This is a genomic window from Algoriphagus sp. NF (genome assembly GCF_028823735.1).
Taxonomy (GTDB): Bacteria; Bacteroidota; Bacteroidia; order Cytophagales; family Cyclobacteriaceae; genus Algoriphagus; species Algoriphagus marincola.
Map to the genome: position 1 here is coordinate 70,393 of NZ_JAPEIB010000004.1, position 15,707 is coordinate 86,099.

The window sequence follows — 15,707 nt, forward strand, 5'->3', positions numbered from 1 at the left end:
AATAATTAATATGGCGTCGACAGCAGATTTTAAAAATGGACTCTGTCTAGAAATGAACAATGATATCTGGAGCATTGTAGAATTCCAGCATGTCAAGCCTGGGAAAGGGGCAGCTTTTGTAAGAACTAAGCTAAAAAGTTTAAAAACCGGTAAAACGCTCGATAAAACCTTCAATGCAGGTGAGAAAGTAACTACTGCCCGCGTAGAAAAACGTCCACACCAATTCATTTATAAAGATGACATGGGGTACAATTTCATGGACAGCAATTCATTCGAGCAACTTTTGATTCAAGAATCATTGATTGAAAGACCTGAGTTGCTTAAAGAAGGTCAACTCGTGGATATTCTTGTACACGATGAAACAGAAACTCCACTTGCAGTAGAATTACCTCCATTTGTAGAATTGATGATTACTTACACGGAGCCGGGAATTAAGGGTGACACAGCCACTAATACGCTTAAACCTGCTACCTTGGAAACAGGAGCTACAGTAATGGTTCCACTTTTCGTAGATCAAGATACTATGATCAAAGTGGATACTCGAGACGGTTCTTATTCCGAGCGAGTTAAATAAAAATAGAGCTATGAGTTCTTCTCATAGCTTTTGTTATTTTGAAAATCCCAGTCTAAGAAGCTAAAACAAAAAGGAATTTTGAAATCAGGACGATTTTACCTAAAGCATATCAGTAGGTATGCAAGATCCCGATGATAAAAACCTTTAAAAACTCAAAAAAACATGAAAGCAAAAGAAATTCAAGAGCTGATCGATTATATCTCAAATTCCGGTCTTGCCGAAGTTAAAATCAAAACAGATGAGTTTGAACTTTCGATCAAAAAATATGCAGACCAAAGCTTCAGAGCAGTAGAAGCAGCTCCTGCGGCTCCTGCACCTGCCCCAGTTCAAGCATCAGCACCCGCTGCTGCTACAGAATCTCCCAAGGAATCAGCTGCAGAGTCTTCCTCAAACTTGATCGAGATCAAGTCTCCAATGATTGGTACATTTTACACCACTCCAAACCCTGATTCCGATCCATTTGTGAATGTTGGAGATAGCGTGAAAGCTGGTCAGACAGTCTGCATTATTGAGGCGATGAAGCTTTTTAACGAAATCGAATCAGAGGTATCCGGCAAAATCGTCAAAGTTCTTGTCAACAATGCCACCCCTGTAGAGTATGATCAGCCACTTTTCCTTGTAGATCCAGCTGGTTAATTTTTTCACCAAAACCCACTTATTGTGTTTAAAAAAATATTAATCGCAAACCGAGGAGAAATCGCCCTAAGGATAATCCGTACCTGTAAGGAAATGGGCATCAAAACGGTTGCTGTCTATTCAACTGCAGACAAGGATAGTCTTCACGTCAGATTTGCGGATGAGGCTGTATGCATTGGTCCTGCCCCAAGTAGGGACTCCTATCTCAACATCCCACGCATCATTGCAGCTGCTGAGATCACAAACGCTGATGCAATCCATCCGGGCTACGGGTTTCTTTCCGAAAACGCCGAGTTTTCCAAGATCTGTGAAGAATACGGTATCAAATTTATCGGAGCATCACCTGACATGATCGATAGAATGGGTGATAAGGCTACTGCAAAAGCTACCATGAAAGCTGCTGGAGTACCTACAATCCCAGGCTCAGAGGGACTTCTAGACTCCGTAGAGCAAGGATTGAAGCTAGCCAATGAAATGGGCTATCCGGTGATCCTAAAGGCAACTGCGGGCGGTGGTGGCCGTGGAATGCGAATCGTAAAAGAAGATAAAGACTTCCAGAAAGCTTGGGATGATGCCAAAATGGAATCTGGAGCCGCTTTTGGAAATGACGGTCTTTACCTAGAAAAATTCGTTGAAGAGCCTCGTCATATAGAGATTCAAATCGTAGGAGACAGCAATGGAAAGGCATGTCATCTTTCTGAAAGAGATTGCTCTATTCAGCGAAGACATCAAAAACTAGTCGAGGAGACTCCTTCACCCTTCATCACAGACGAACTCCGACATGAGATGGGTGAAGCTGCGATCAAAGGTGCCGAAGCAATCGGATACGAAGGCGCAGGTACAATCGAATTCTTAGTGGATAAAAACCGCAACTTCTATTTCATGGAGATGAACACCCGAATTCAGGTGGAGCATCCTATCACAGAGGAAGTAACAGATTTCGATTTGATCAAAGAGCAAATCAAGGTAGCCGCAGGAGAAAAAATCAGCGGTAGAAATTACTATCCAAAGCTCTTTGCAATGGAATGCCGAATCAATGCAGAAGATCCTGCTAATGGATTCCGCCCTAGTCCGGGAAGAATCAATAATCTTCACCTTCCAGGTGGCAGAGGAGTTCGAGTAGATTCACATGTCTATGCAGGCTATGTAATTCCGCCTAATTATGACTCCATGATCGCCAAACTCATCGTAAGTGGACAATCTAGAGAGGAAGTGATAGTAAGAATGAAAAGGGCGCTAGAAGAGTTTGTGATTGATGGTATCAAAACCACCATTCCGTTCCATATTGCTCTGCTGGAAAACGAGCAATTCAAGGAAGGAAACTTTACAACCAAATTCCTGGAAACTTTTGATTTTTCAGTTGTGAAAGGATAACGGAATTTCCCAACCAAAATGAAAGCCATGCCGACGCATGGCTTTTTTTGTGGTCAATTCTACTTTGAGTAATTCGTTGAAATCGAAAAAGTCATCTTTCTAAAGTACAAATTTGAATCAACATCCCAATTCTTTCTATCAGGTCGGGTCCCTCCTTTCAATTGAACTCAAACTTTAAAAATATTGGACTTTTCAAATAAAGGCAATAAAAAAGCAGGAGAAAATCTCCTGCCCTTTATTTGAAAACTAAACCAACTATTATTTAACTACCACAATGATTTCAAAAATAATACAATTCTTTTCAAATCAAAACACAAAATAAAAATTTGTTAAAATTATTTATTCCTTTGGAAATGTACTTCTGCTAAAGGATATCCCCAAAGCAAGTCCTTGGCTAAATTGTATTTTATCGTCCTGATCCAAATCATATATGCTCAAGCTTGTCAGAGAGACATTAATTAAATTTGAAACTTTGGCTGTAAGGGCTACATCAAGCCGGTGATCAATAGCGTCAAAAGCAAGAATCTCATAATTCACAAACATTTGATGACGGATTAGTAAAGTGACGTTTTCAGACAGTTTCTTATTCCATTCGAGTAGTGAGCTAAAGGCAAGCCATTCTGATCTTACCTTATCTCCTATTGGCACGCCATAATTCTCCGGAACAGTCAGATAAAGATCTGTGTCTGTCACGAAAGTGAACCTTGGAGAAAAAGGAGATAAACGAAGCATGAATTCAGAATTAGGCTTGTATTCCAACCCCCAAGACGATGTCAAATATGCTGGATTGGCAAACTTGGAAATCAGCGTCCTATTTCCATCGGAAAAGTCATACCCCGGAGCAAACTGGGAAAGGAAGTTCAAGGAAGTAAAAAGATTCCATCGATCGCTGATTTTGTAACCCACTTTGGAATCTAGAAAAATCCGGTCATTAGACTTTCTTGCATCCTCATCTTGATTTTTGACGATACCATAGATGAAATCCATTGTATTGTCCCAGGTCCACTTATCTTTTTTATAATTTGCTCTTCCATTCAGGTAAAAGCCCAAAGCCACGGAATTGACACCACCACCCGTCCAGTTACTACTGAATGAGCCTTGGTTCAAATTGATACCACCTGCAATCTCTTTTAACCAATAGGTGGTATCTTTGGGTGTTTCTTCCTGGGCAAACAATAGGCTCGATGAAAAACAGAAAATGAAAAGGGTAAATAGTCGTTTCATAGCATTTATTCTTTAAAATATTAAATCAAGCTTCAAAAATATGGAAAATGAAAAGGAAAATGAGCTGATAGTCAGAGATTTTTTAGCAAGACAGCGAACAACCTTAGCCAATGATCGGACGCTTTTATCCTACATTCGAACGGCCCTATACTTCCTTGTCTCCGGCACGGCCCTTTTCCAAGTAAAGGAATTGGACCATGTAAGAAATTTAGGCTATTTAGCTTTTGCCTTAAGCATCATATTTCTTCTCGTGGGGATAGTGAATTATTTCAAGGTAAAAAAGAGACTTCAAAAGGGTCACTATCAAAAAATGTAAAGAAAAAAACCGCGAGGAAACGCGGTTTTCATTTTTATTGATTGCTGTAAGTAGGAATCAGTTCGACTTGCATCACTTTTTCAGGATCCAAGTTGAAAAACTCCTTGTGAACATTAAAGACCTCTTCGTCTCCCTCCGGTTTCTTAGCAATGTATGATCCGTCTTCCTGCATTACGTAAGCATTAAAATTATCTCGAAGGTTGAAAGACAAAATATTCATCAGTTGCTTTTCCAAGAGAGGAGATTCTACTTTGAAAAGGCTCTCAAGACGCTTATCAAAACTCCGCACCATCATATCTGCACTGCCGGCATAGGTTCTGGTATTTCCATTATTATGAAAATGGTAAATCCTAGAGTGCTCTAAGAAATCCCCAACGATAGATATTACCTCAATATTTTCACTAAGTCCTACCCTGCCTGGTCTGAGGCAACAGATTCCTCGTACGACTAGTTTTACTGTCACTCCAGATTGGGAAGCTCTGTATAGCGCATAAATCGTCTCTGAATCTTCCAAGGAATTCACTTTGATAAATATTCCCGCTGGCAATCCATTTCGAGCATTTTCTGCCTCCTGCTCTATGAAGTGGATGAGCTGATTTCGCATATCTCTCGGCGCCGTGATCAGGTTTTGATAGTTGGTCGGCATCGAATGTCCTGTGATTACATTAAAAAACTCAGACACATCATTTGCCAAGACCTCATTTGTGGTCAATAGACCAATGTCTGTATAAAGTCTTGCAGTATCCTCATTGTAATTTCCAGAACCTAAATGAACAAACCTTGTGATTTTTTCCCCATCCTTTTTGACTATCAAGAGTAGCTTGGTATGCGTCTTCAGGTGAGTAATTCCATAAATCACAAAACAACCGGCTTTCTGAAGTCTTTTGGCCTCCCGAATATTATTCTCCTCATCAAATCTAGCCTTCACTTCAAAAAGAACAGAGACGTGCTTACCATTTTCGGCTGCTCTAAGCAAGGCTTTAGTAATCTGACTATCCTTAGCTAATCGATAAATAGTCATTTTGATAGCCATCACCCCTGGATCATCCGCTGCCTTTTCGATTAGATCCAAAATAGAATCAATGTTGTTGTATGGATGGTGAAGCAGTATATCTTTCTGCTTCAGCGTATCGAATATATCTGCGTTTCCTTCATCTTGGTAAGATAAAGGCTTTACTGGAGCCGGCATCTGTGGCAATCGGTCACGAAACTGCTTGTTACCCACAATCTGCCAAAGCCCGGTGAAATCAATCATGCTTTCGCGCTTGACATGAAAAACAGAGTCTGAGCCTAATTTCCACCGCTCCAGAAGAGAATTCAGCATCCATTTACTGTAGCCTTCTTCGATTTCAATCTTCACCACTCGACCAGTCTTTCGCTCCATTAGCTTTCGCTTCACCTCTTCGAGAAAATTGGCATCCATGTCCTCACTCTCTTCAAGCGTAAAGTCTCCATTTCGAGTAATTCTGAAAAGGCTGATAGACTGAATGTCCACATTTCGAAATAACGAAACGATATTTTCACGAATCACTTCTTCAATAGGCACCAAAAACAAGGTATTTCCCCGCTCCACTTCAAAGAATCTTGGAATATTAGCAGGGATCTGAACAAAGGAAAGTTTACGCATGTCCTTCCTTTCGCCGGGCGTAGTAGTCACAACCCCAAAGATCAACAACTTATTCATCAAGATCGGAAAAGTACGATACCCGTCATAAACCATTGGGGTCAACATCGGATAAATCGCCCGGTCAAAATATTGTTTCACCTTTTTTCGCTCTCCGTCGGTGAGTTTGGATGTATTGCATAAAGCGATGCCTTCACTGGGCAAGGCTGGCAAGATAGAATTCAGAAAATGCTCGTGCTGGGCATGATGAAAGTTTTGACATTCTTCCATCAAGGTAGCTTTGAAAGGCTCCTCCCTTAATCCTGAGTAATCAATCCGCTCTTTGTCATAATCGAGGTAATTGTAAAGTGATCCTACTCGGATCATAAAAAACTCATCCAAGTTTGATGCAGTAATGGCCAGAAACTTGAGCTTTTCGAAAATCGAGCGATGATCTTTTTTAGACTGATCCAATACTCGGTCATTAAATTTCATCCAGCTTAAATCTCTACTGATCAAATCACTTTTGTGAATCACTGAATCAAATCGCTCTCGGACTGCTTGTTTCATTTTTTACTTATTTTTTGATGATGGGCCCTTTCCTCCCCAAATTTATCCACAAATGAATATTGATAATTGGCAAGAACTTAAAAACAATATTTCTATGACAGGCCTTGTTTATTTATTCATTAACAAAAAAGGGCTCTGATGGAGCCCTTCTGCGATGTTTTAAGTATCGATCTTCGCATACTTGGCGTTTCGTTCGATGAATTCCCGCCTTGGGGCTACTTCATCACCCATCAGCATACTGAATAAGTGATCTGCTTCTGCTGCAGAGTCAATAGTCACCTGCTTGATGGTCCGCATATTAGGATCCATGGTAGTAGTCCAAAGTTGTTCAGGATTCATCTCTCCAAGCCCCTTGTATCGCTGAATATTCACGCTATCCTCTTTCCCGTCTTTTGCCATATCGGCAATCAGAGTCTTTCTCTCCTCTTCGGTCCAGCAGTAGCGCTCATCCTTACCCCGCTTCAAAAGATACAAAGGCGGCAATGCGATGTACACGTACCCATTCTCGATGAGGTTTCTCATATATCGGAAGAAAAGCGTCAAAATCAGGGTTCGGATATGCGAACCGTCAATATCAGCATCCGTCATGATAATGATTTTATGATATCTAAGACCAGAAAGATCTAATTCTTTATCATCATCTGCGGTTCCGAATTTCACGCCCAAGGCGGTGAGAATATTCTTGATTTCGTCGTTATCGTAGATTTTGTGCTCATGAGCCTTCTCCACGTTAAGGATTTTTCCCTTCAACGGTAAGATCGCTTGGAAATCACGATCACGACCCTGCTTGGCAGATCCACCCGCAGAGTCTCCCTCCACTAGATAAAGTTCACATACAGTTGGGTCACTATTGGCACAATCCGCTAGCTTACCTGGTAGACCACCGCCACCAAGGACATTCTTTCGCTGTACCATCTCCCGGGCCTTTCGAGCTGCGTGTCGTGCTTGGGCTGCCAAAATAACTTTCCCAACTATGGTTTTGGCTTCCTTCGGATGCTCTTCGAGCCAAAATTGAAGGGTTTCCGATACTGCAGAATCAACTGCTCCAACTACATCGGAGTTACCAAGTTTAGTTTTTGTCTGACCTTCAAATTGAGGCTCAGCTACTTTGACAGAAATGACCGCAGTCAATCCCTCTCTAAAGTCATCTCCAGAAATCTCAATTTTAAGCTTATCAAGCATTCCAGACTTGTCTGCGTAGGATTTCAGCGTACGTGTAAGCGCTCTTCGGAAACCTGTGACATGTGTACCGCCTTCGTAGGTATTGATCGTATTGACGTAGGAAACTACATTTTCACTGTAGGAATTATTGTAGCTCATTGCCACTTGAACCGGTACATCCTGATCTAGTGATTCGATGTAAATCGGTTCAGAAATAATTTTCTCCTTAGTCTCATCCAGATATTGAACAAATTCCACAAGCCCGCCTTCTGAATAAAATTCATCAGACTTTGGCTTACCATCCTCTTCAATCTCCCGAAGATCAGTCAAAAATATGCGGATACCCGCATTCAAAAAGGCCATCTCCCGAAGACGGGTTGCTATGGTCTCATAGCGAAACTCTGTGACAGTGAAAATACTGTCATCAGGTTTGAAATGAATGATAGTTCCGCGCTTATCCGTTTTCCCTATTTCTCGGGCGGGGTACTGAGGAACACCAATTTTGAATTCTTGCTCAAAAATGACTCCATTTCTATGTACCGTAGCTTTCAAATCGGTAGAAAGTGCATTCACACAGGATACACCTACACCGTGCAAACCACCTGATACCTTGTAAGTGTCTTTATCAAACTTACCTCCAGCGTGAAGGACTGTCAAAACAACTTCCAAAGCAGAACGCTTTTCTTTTGGGTGCATGTCCGTAGGAATCCCACGACCATTATCTTCTACTGTGATCGAGTTATCCTCATGTACCGTAACATGAATGGTATCGCAATGGCCTGCAAGAGCTTCATCGACTGAATTATCTACAACTTCCCAAATCAAATGATGAAGTCCTTTGATGCCAACATCTCCGATATACATTGCTGGACGCTTCCTTACTGCTTCAAGACCTTCTAAAATCTGAATGTTACCGGCACCGTATTCGGACGGTTTCTTCGCATTTTCTTCGCTCATATTTTTTGAAAAAAAAGCCTTCAAATAGGCTTAATCGGTGATTTTTTAAGTTTCAAATGATTCGGCAAGATAAGCAAAAATTCTGAGTTGAGCACGCAATATGTAGACTCCATTTCAGATTAGATCTGATTCTGAATTTAAACAAATACTCAAAATAATATTCTGAATTATACCATTTTATCACATTTTTTTACACCTGTTGATACTTGATAATAATCATTTAATACCTGTTTTTGAACCACTTATACCTTTTTGTTGAATTTTTAGCATTAAAGATTAAACAAATTTAATTCTAAAATCTTTTACATCTAAAATCATTTAACCAAACTTAATAATAACCAAATGAACATCACCTTAGCAGCAGAGTTGATCGGTCTTGACAAGATCATCAATTCAGACCCGATCGCCATCACCTTCTTTATTGGTTACATGGCCATGTTTGCCTCCTCAGTTTTCTTCTTTGTTGAGAGAGGTTCTGTAGATGGGAAGTGGAAAACTTCTCTATTGGTTTCCGGTCTTATCACCGGAATTGCGGCTGTACACTATTACTACATGCGGGACTTTTACCTGCAGACTGGTTCTAGTCCGACAGCTTTCCGTTATGTGGACTGGACTCTGACTGTTCCATTGATGTGCGTTGAGTTTTACCTACTTACCAAGCCATTTGGAGCAAAAGGAAGTACACTTTTCAAATTGATCATTGCTTCTTTAGTAATGCTTGTAACTGGTTACATTGGGGAAACTTCTGGTATTGAAAGTAACATCATGTGGGGTATTATTTCCACATTAGGTTATTTGTACATCGTATATGAAGTATTCGCTGGTGACGTTGCAAAGCTTGCAAAAGAAAGCGACAGCCCTGCAATGGGAAGAGCAATGTTCTTATTGAAAATCTTCATCACACTAGGATGGTCTATCTATCCAATCGGATACATGGTACTTCCTGGAAACCTACTTTCAGGTGCATTTGAAGTAAGTTCAATTGACCTATTCTACAACCTTGCCGATGCTATCAACAAAATCGGATTTGGCTTGGTAATCTACTATGTAGCTATTACTGAATCATCTAAAAACAAAACTGCCACTGCTTAATCAGATTCGCCTCTCCCTTCACGGGGAGAGGCTAATTTATGGACTATGGTTCACTACGACTACATATTTGCCGGAGGAGGTTGCGCAGCATACAGCATGCTCTTTTACCTTTCGAAAAGTAAATTGAAGTCAAAGCGAATATTGGTTATCGATCCCATGGGCGATGACTTCCCAAACAAAACCTGGTGCTATTGGGCAAAAAGCCCACTTGAAATTCAGCCAAAGTCTGAAACCAAATTTTGGAACAAGCTAAACCTCTCCAAAAATGGAAGCAAATTGATACTTCCTCTAGGGGAATTAAATTACTATCACATTGAGGCTGGCAATTTTTTCAAAGAACTGAAAGCTTATTTCTCTAGTATCCCTTCTATTACCTTCTTAGAAAGAAAAATAACAAACATCTCCCCTGCTTCTCAAAATTTTGAGATCGAAACAGATTCAGGAGAATCATTCACTTGTGATTATTTACTAGATTCTAGGTTGGAAGAAGGTGACTTTCAAAATCAAAAAATCCTTAAGCAGCAATTTGTTGGCTGGAAAATAAAAACGGAACAACCTTTCTTCGATGATTCTGCTGTCACCCTGATGGATATTTTACCTCAGGATCAAAAAAACTTCTCGTTCGGATACATTTTACCTTACGACTCCAAGCATGCCTTGGTAGAATATACAGCGTATTCGGAGAAAGCTATTCCTAAAGAAAATCTCAAAGCTTCTCTTGATTCATATTTAGAAAAGCACCTTCAAAATGTGGATTATTCGGTATACTTTGAAGAGACCGGAGCGATCCCCATGAGCACACAGTATAAAACGGTTCAGACTCATGAAAGATGGATTCCCATCGGGACACGAGCTGGCTGGTCAAGACCTTCCACTGGTTATACTTTTCAATTTATCCAGGAACATTGCCAAAAGCTCGTCAATGAGCTGGAATCAGAGGTAGCACTTTCCAAAAAATCAATTCCCAGCAGGCATTTTTTCTACGATAACATCCTGCTAAACATTGCAAAAAAATGGCCCGAGCAGCTGGAAAACGTCTTCTTTGACTTATTTACCGTCAATTCCACAGAAAATGTCCTGCGCTTCCTTCAAGCCAAAACCTCATTTTGGGAGGAAATCAATCTCTTACGAAAAGTACGATTTGCCCCTTACCTCAAAAGCCTCTGGTACTATGAGAAGCACTGAGTCTTTGTTCAAAATATTGGGATTGGTGGTTTGTTTGGGCTTTTCACTGATCCCAGAACTACCACAATATATAGAGTTTGGATTTGCGGGCTTGGTTTTATTATTCGTTGGAATCCCACATGGAGCCATTGATCACTTAACCTCCCAACCAACGATTGACTTTAAGGGATTGATTGTTTTTCTAGTTCGTTATTTGTCCCTAATCGGTGCTTATCTAGTCGTTTGGTACTTTCTGCCACAAGTAGCACTCGTGATTTTTCTCGCCTTCTCGGCTTACCATTTTGGTCAAACACATTTTCTGAAAATTGAAAATTCGGATGTTCGAAGTAAAATCTTATTCATCACTCGGGGATCTTTTTTCCTTTCTGTGATCTTATTTGGAGATTTTCAAATGACAGCTTTCATTTTGGACCCCATTGTCGATGTATCCTTTCTGGAAACTTATTCCTTTAGTGTGATGGGAGTTTCCCTGATTTTGACATTAAATATCGAATATTGGACTTTCCGAAAAATCAAATTCGATAGCTTGGTAGACCTTGTCATTTTGGCACCGCTTCTATACATGGCTCCACTTTTTATCAGTTTTGTGGTCTACTTTGGATTTTGGCATGCCTTACCTAGCATGAGACTAGAATACGAATTCTTGAACCGCTTTCCCCAATACAATAGCCTTCTCAAATTCGTCAAACAATTAATTCCCTTCACCCTTTTAAGCCTAGTTGGAATCTCCGGTTTATTACTTTTTGGAATGCGATTCTTGGATCAAAGTGAGCTTTTACTTCTGTTTTTTATTTTGATCTCCCTAATCTCTTTCCCCCATGTATTTTACATGGATCACTTTATCAAAAAATTCAAAACTGCCCGGTACTAAGCATCACTAGATTACAGGCAAACAAAACCTCAATTCCTTCATTTTTCGCTTTTTGAGCAAATTCCATGTTCTCTGTTCCTGGATTAAAAATGATACGCTGCGGTTTCAACGAAATCAAATAATCTATCCATTCACCCTGATTTTGAGGACCAATGTATAAAGTGATGGTATGGATCTCGCCTAAAGGTGGTTTTTCACGAAGGTCTAAAATTTTCTTTCCAAATACCTGACCCGATTTGATTCCGATGGGGATAAACTCAACCCCTTTTTCATAAAAAAGCTGGGCTGCCGAATAAGCATATCTAGAAGGATTGGTTGTGGCGCCAACGATTAAGGTAATTTTCTTTTCAGACATCTCTTGATCCAAATTCTCTATCCCGCTCGAAGGTATCCATGTGTCTATGCTTTTTGGACTCGTAGATATCATCCAAAGTAATCAAAATACCAGTCTCCTCGACTTCCCCAAACTCATCATTCAAAGCCGTACCAAATGTCATCATAGTGGGGGAAAGGTTCATATACGTATTGATCAAAGGAGGGATATTTTCACCATAAGACCGGACTCGTGAATTCAACAACTTGTAGCCTTCCTTGTAATCCAATCCATCAAATGGGTCAGGGTCTGTACCAATATGGGTATCGTAGGTCAGTGTCTTTTCCTTCTTTGGGTTGACTAGGTTGTTTTTGTCAGGAAAGTAATGATTCAGAAAAACAAGCAACAAATCTCTCGCCTCCCTGTGATAATGGGGATACATCGTCACCTTACCAAAGAGATATTTGACATCAGGATGAAGCAGAACGACCGCTCCAAGCCCATCCCAAAGATTATCCAAACTGAATATCCCTTTGCGATTATCGATGCTGGGTTGGTATTTAGGCTGCACAAACGACCTTCCTAATTCAATGGTATAAGGCAGGTAATTTCTCACAAATTCATCTGAAAAGTCAAAAAGATGGAATGTCGACAGATTGATATTTCCGCCTTCGGAAACGGCGTTTTTGCAATGAATCAGCCGATATCCTGCGACGATTTCCTCATCTTCAGGATTCCAGGTGATCAGTTGCTCGTAGCAATTAGGACAAATATCATTTTCATCCAAGTCTAGACTCTTTCCTGTCCCGCCTCCTGCTGTTCGAAAAGTAAGTTCACGCAATCGTCCTATTTCTCGCACCACATTGGGCGAATTATGATGATTGACTAGATAGACTAGATTATTTCCATTATTTGTATATCGTAAAAACCGATCAGGGCTAAGCTCTGACTTCAAAATCTCCTTATCTACTGCAGGAATAATCGCTTCTTCCTTACTCATTTTTTGCTCCAGTTTCACCTGTTTGTAAATTCATTTTCAAACCGTCGTCTACTAATTTGAAGCAAGCTGTTGATTGTTAGCTTTTTTGCTTCGCGTGGTGATTTTTACCTTCTCCGATTTGGTACACCCTTTTCTTTAAATCTCCTGCCCAATAAATATCTGAATGTTCATCCGACAACTCCGTGAAAGAAACCACATCACCCAGATGGATCGTCACTTTCTGACCTCGTTGTTTATACATTTCATCAGGCAAATAAAACATTTCTAAATTAGCTTTTATCCCCAGTTTTTTTCGCCAACTCGCGAGATTATAAAAGAATTTAGAATTTTTACCTTCAATAAAACAAAGAATAATGTTTTTCTTATTCTTTTTCGCCTTGTTGACAAAACTCTTTCTCCAAGTCAAATCCCTCACTCCTTCTTCTGACTTTCTTGAGACTAAGCCTGCCGGAAAAATCAAAACCACACCATCTCCCGAATAGGCTTCATCGATTTTCTTCATGGTATCTGCCGAATTCCGTCCATGTTTATTCACAGGAATAAACAAGGGGTCAAAATTATCAAAAGTCATGAGTAGGTCATTGACCAAAAACCTAAAATCCTTCCGATATCTCCCGATGGCATGCATCAGTGCTATCCCATCCATCCCACCAAGGGGATGATTGGCAGCTATGATAATTCCTCCTGATTTGGGAATCTTCTCAGCACCCCTCAACTCCACGTCCAGCTCAAACTCTTTGACCAGCGCATCTACAAAATCCAGCCCTTTGAGATGTCCGATACGGGCCATGACTGAATTCATCCAAGATTCATGCGTGACATTTTTGATATAAGAAAGCAAAAAGCCCGGCATCCACTTGAGGAGTTTTGGGTTTTTGGAATGAATAGCCTTCTCGATATCGATGAATTTTTTCGACATGAATTTTAGAATTAGCGGGATTTAAGAGTTGGTCAGTTGGAAAAATACAATTTCTCATTTAAAAAATAAGCATAGCCAAAACAATATTAGCCTCAGCTTCATTCATCTAATTGAGTACCAAATGAGTATTTTTTATCAAATTGAAAACTAATATGATCACAGTACTAACAGGAAGCACTTCAGGCATAGGATACGAAACGCTAAAAGGTCTACTTGACCATTCTGAAGTGTTTATTCTGCCAGTGCGAAATATAGAGAAGGCTGAATCCAAACTGGCCAAATTTCCAAATCATGAAAAATTCAAATTATATGAATTTGACCTTGCGGACCTCGAATCGGTGAAGGCAGCAAGCGAAAAAATCAACAAGGAGTTTCCGAAGATCGATTTGATGATCAATAATGCAGGTGGGATGTTTCCCGGAGGAAAGAAAAATAACAAGGGCTTGGACATGACTTTTACTGTCAATCATTTGGGTCATTTCTTGCTAACTCATCAGCTTCTCCCCTCCCTTATCAAAGGAAAAGCAAAAGTCATCCAAGTAAGCTCAGAGGCACACCGATTGGGGAAATTCAGATCCAATGACATTGGACTTTCAAGTGTAAGCAGTACCATCACAGCATATGGAGAAGCCAAACTCTACAATATTTTGATGGCAAAAGAACTAGCAAATCGGTATGGAAATGAAGGAATTACGGCTTTTAGTCTCCATCCCGGTGCGGTAAAAACAGCCTTTGGATCAGAGACGGATCCTATTACAAAAGCAATTATTCGAGCCACACAGTTGTTTTTTATCTCAGCACAGAAAGGGGCCGAAAACTCACTTTTCCTGGCAAAAACTGATTCAACCAAATTGAAAAACGGAGGCTATTACGTGAGGAAGAAACTGAAGAGTCCAAATTCTGCAGGTCTTAGCGCTAGCAATGCCGAAGAACTCTGGGAATTCAGTGAAAAGACCCTCGAAAAGTTGGGACTGATCTAAAACCCTTACTTTTGTCCTCAGATTTTGACAAAACATGGAAGAACGAATACTTTCCCTCAGCCCAGGAGCCTGGGATGATTACGAATTAATAGATACCGGTGGGTTCGAAAAACTGGAACGCTTTGGCGATTTTACTCTAAGCCGGCCAGAGCCTCAGGCCATCTGGGATAAAAGCTTGCCTGAATCTGAATGGAAAAGACAGGCTCATGCTCACTTTGCCAAAGAGAAGAACAACCCAGAAAAAGGAAGCTGGCAGCAACTGAAAAAAATGCCACACAACTGGCAGATTTCTTATAGAAATCAGTCCGGCCTAGAATTAAAGCTTAATCTAGCTCAGACCTCTTTCAAACACATTGGGCTATTTCCAGAGCAGGCGGTCAATTGGGATTACTTGTATGAGAGTATTCAGTCATTTCCTGGAGAAAAACCAAAGGTGTTGAACCTATTTGCCTACACCGGTGCTGCATCAGTAGCAGCAAAGGCAGCAGGAGCTGATGTCACGCACTTGGATTCTGTCAAACAAGTCGTGACTTGGTCCCGACACAATATGGAGGCATCTGGCCTTGATGGAATTCGATGGATCGTGGATGATGCATTGAAATTCATCAAAAGAGAAGCAAGAAGAGGAAATATTTATCAAGGTATTATTCTTGACCCACCTGCTTATGGCCGTGGACCTGATGGAGAAAAATGGATTTTGGAGGAGCAAATCAATGAAATGCTGAAAATCTGTTCGGAAATATTGGACCCGGTGAATAACTTCTTGCTTTTGAACATGTATTCACTGAGCTTCTCCTCACTGATTGCCGTCAACTTGGTTCAATCAAATTTCAAAAACATTAAAAATGCCGAACACGGAGAGCTCTTTCTCAAGGACTCCTTTGGCAAAAAGCTTCCACTCGGTGTTTTCTACCGCTTTCGAAGTTTCTAAA

The 15,707-nt window shown here is 40.5% G+C and carries 15 protein-coding genes; 9 read left to right on the forward strand and 6 right to left on the reverse strand.

Going from position 1 to position 15,707, the window contains the following annotated elements:
* The first annotated feature begins 10 nt into the window (after positions 1–10).
* From efp to accC, 3 genes are all read left to right on the forward strand, one after another.
* Complete coding sequence (efp, locus tag OU792_RS02855) at positions 11–574, forward strand: elongation factor P (protein WP_024282118.1); 564 nt, start codon at positions 11–13, stop codon at positions 572–574.
* Positions 575–736: 162 nt separating this feature from the next.
* Entirely contained in the window at positions 737–1,210 is a 474-nt protein-coding gene (gene accB, locus OU792_RS02860) for an acetyl-CoA carboxylase biotin carboxyl carrier protein (RefSeq protein WP_026945943.1), read from the forward strand.
* A 24-nt stretch (positions 1,211–1,234) separates the two neighbouring features.
* Positions 1,235–2,584 carry an acetyl-CoA carboxylase biotin carboxylase subunit gene (accC, locus tag OU792_RS02865; protein ID WP_026945944.1) on the forward strand — a complete coding sequence of 450 codons (1,350 nt, stop codon included), beginning with the start codon at positions 1,235–1,237 and terminating at the stop codon, positions 2,582–2,584.
* Positions 2,585–2,923: 339 nt separating this feature from the next.
* On the opposite strand, the gene OU792_RS02870 is transcribed toward accC, so the two are convergent.
* Complete coding sequence (locus tag OU792_RS02870) at positions 2,924–3,808, reverse strand: DUF3078 domain-containing protein (RefSeq protein WP_274669409.1); 885 nt, start codon at positions 3,806–3,808, stop codon at positions 2,924–2,926.
* 40 nt (positions 3,809–3,848) lie between these two features.
* Between OU792_RS02870 and OU792_RS02875 the strand changes: the two genes are divergently transcribed.
* Positions 3,849–4,124, forward strand: a complete 276-nt coding sequence (locus OU792_RS02875; protein ID WP_026945946.1) for a DUF202 domain-containing protein — start codon at positions 3,849–3,851, stop codon at positions 4,122–4,124.
* 34 nt (positions 4,125–4,158) lie between these two features.
* Here the strand turns inward: OU792_RS02875 and ppk1 are convergent, their stop codons facing one another.
* Together ppk1 and gyrB are read right to left on the reverse strand one after the other, a co-directional pair.
* Positions 4,159–6,297, reverse strand: a complete 2,139-nt coding sequence (gene ppk1, locus OU792_RS02880; RefSeq protein WP_134202059.1) for a polyphosphate kinase 1 — start codon at positions 6,295–6,297, stop codon at positions 4,159–4,161.
* 159 nt (positions 6,298–6,456) lie between these two features.
* Positions 6,457–8,415: a DNA topoisomerase (ATP-hydrolyzing) subunit B gene (gene gyrB / locus OU792_RS02885; RefSeq protein WP_026945948.1), complete on the reverse strand. Its 1,959-nt coding sequence runs from the start codon at positions 8,413–8,415 to the stop codon at positions 6,457–6,459.
* A 342-nt stretch (positions 8,416–8,757) separates the two neighbouring features.
* Here gyrB and OU792_RS02890 point away from each other — a divergent pair, with 342 nt between their 5' ends.
* Genes OU792_RS02890 through OU792_RS02900 form a run of 3 tightly spaced genes read left to right on the forward strand, consistent with a single transcriptional unit; the run spans position 8,758 to position 11,563 of the window.
* Positions 8,758–9,507 (forward strand): bacteriorhodopsin-like, encoded by a 750-nt coding sequence (locus OU792_RS02890; protein ID WP_026945949.1) that lies wholly within the window; start codon positions 8,758–8,760, stop codon positions 9,505–9,507.
* Between the two features lie 45 nt (positions 9,508–9,552).
* Entirely contained in the window at positions 9,553–10,692 is a 1,140-nt protein-coding gene (locus OU792_RS02895) for a lycopene cyclase family protein (RefSeq protein WP_274669410.1), read from the forward strand.
* Positions 10,679–11,563, forward strand: a complete 885-nt coding sequence (locus tag OU792_RS02900) for a Brp/Blh family beta-carotene 15,15'-dioxygenase (RefSeq protein ID WP_274669411.1) — start codon at positions 10,679–10,681, stop codon at positions 11,561–11,563. The genes OU792_RS02895 and OU792_RS02900 overlap by 14 nt, the downstream gene beginning before the upstream one ends.
* Here the strand turns inward: OU792_RS02900 and OU792_RS02905 are convergent.
* The 3 genes from OU792_RS02905 to OU792_RS02915 form a co-directional block, all read right to left on the reverse strand.
* Entirely contained in the window at positions 11,544–11,918 is a 375-nt protein-coding gene (locus OU792_RS02905; RefSeq protein ID WP_134202056.1) for a CoA-binding protein, read from the reverse strand. The genes OU792_RS02900 and OU792_RS02905 overlap by 20 nt on opposite strands.
* The gene (locus OU792_RS02910; RefSeq protein WP_274669412.1) at positions 11,911–12,876 is read right to left on the reverse strand and encodes a GNAT family N-acetyltransferase; all 966 of its coding nucleotides are present in this window, start codon (positions 12,874–12,876) and stop codon (positions 11,911–11,913) included. The genes OU792_RS02905 and OU792_RS02910 overlap by 8 nt, the downstream gene beginning before the upstream one ends.
* Before the next feature lie 76 nt (positions 12,877–12,952).
* Positions 12,953–13,795, reverse strand: a complete 843-nt coding sequence (locus tag OU792_RS02915) for a 1-acyl-sn-glycerol-3-phosphate acyltransferase (protein WP_274669413.1) — start codon at positions 13,793–13,795, stop codon at positions 12,953–12,955.
* Between the two features lie 152 nt (positions 13,796–13,947).
* On the opposite strand from OU792_RS02915, the gene OU792_RS02920 reads away from it, so the two are divergent.
* The gene (locus OU792_RS02920) at positions 13,948–14,775 is read left to right on the forward strand and encodes an SDR family NAD(P)-dependent oxidoreductase (RefSeq protein WP_274669414.1); all 828 of its coding nucleotides are present in this window, start codon (positions 13,948–13,950) and stop codon (positions 14,773–14,775) included.
* Positions 14,776–14,809: 34 nt separating this feature from the next.
* Complete coding sequence (locus tag OU792_RS02925; protein ID WP_274669415.1) at positions 14,810–15,706, forward strand: class I SAM-dependent methyltransferase; 897 nt, start codon at positions 14,810–14,812, stop codon at positions 15,704–15,706.
* Position 15,707 lies beyond the last annotated feature (1 nt).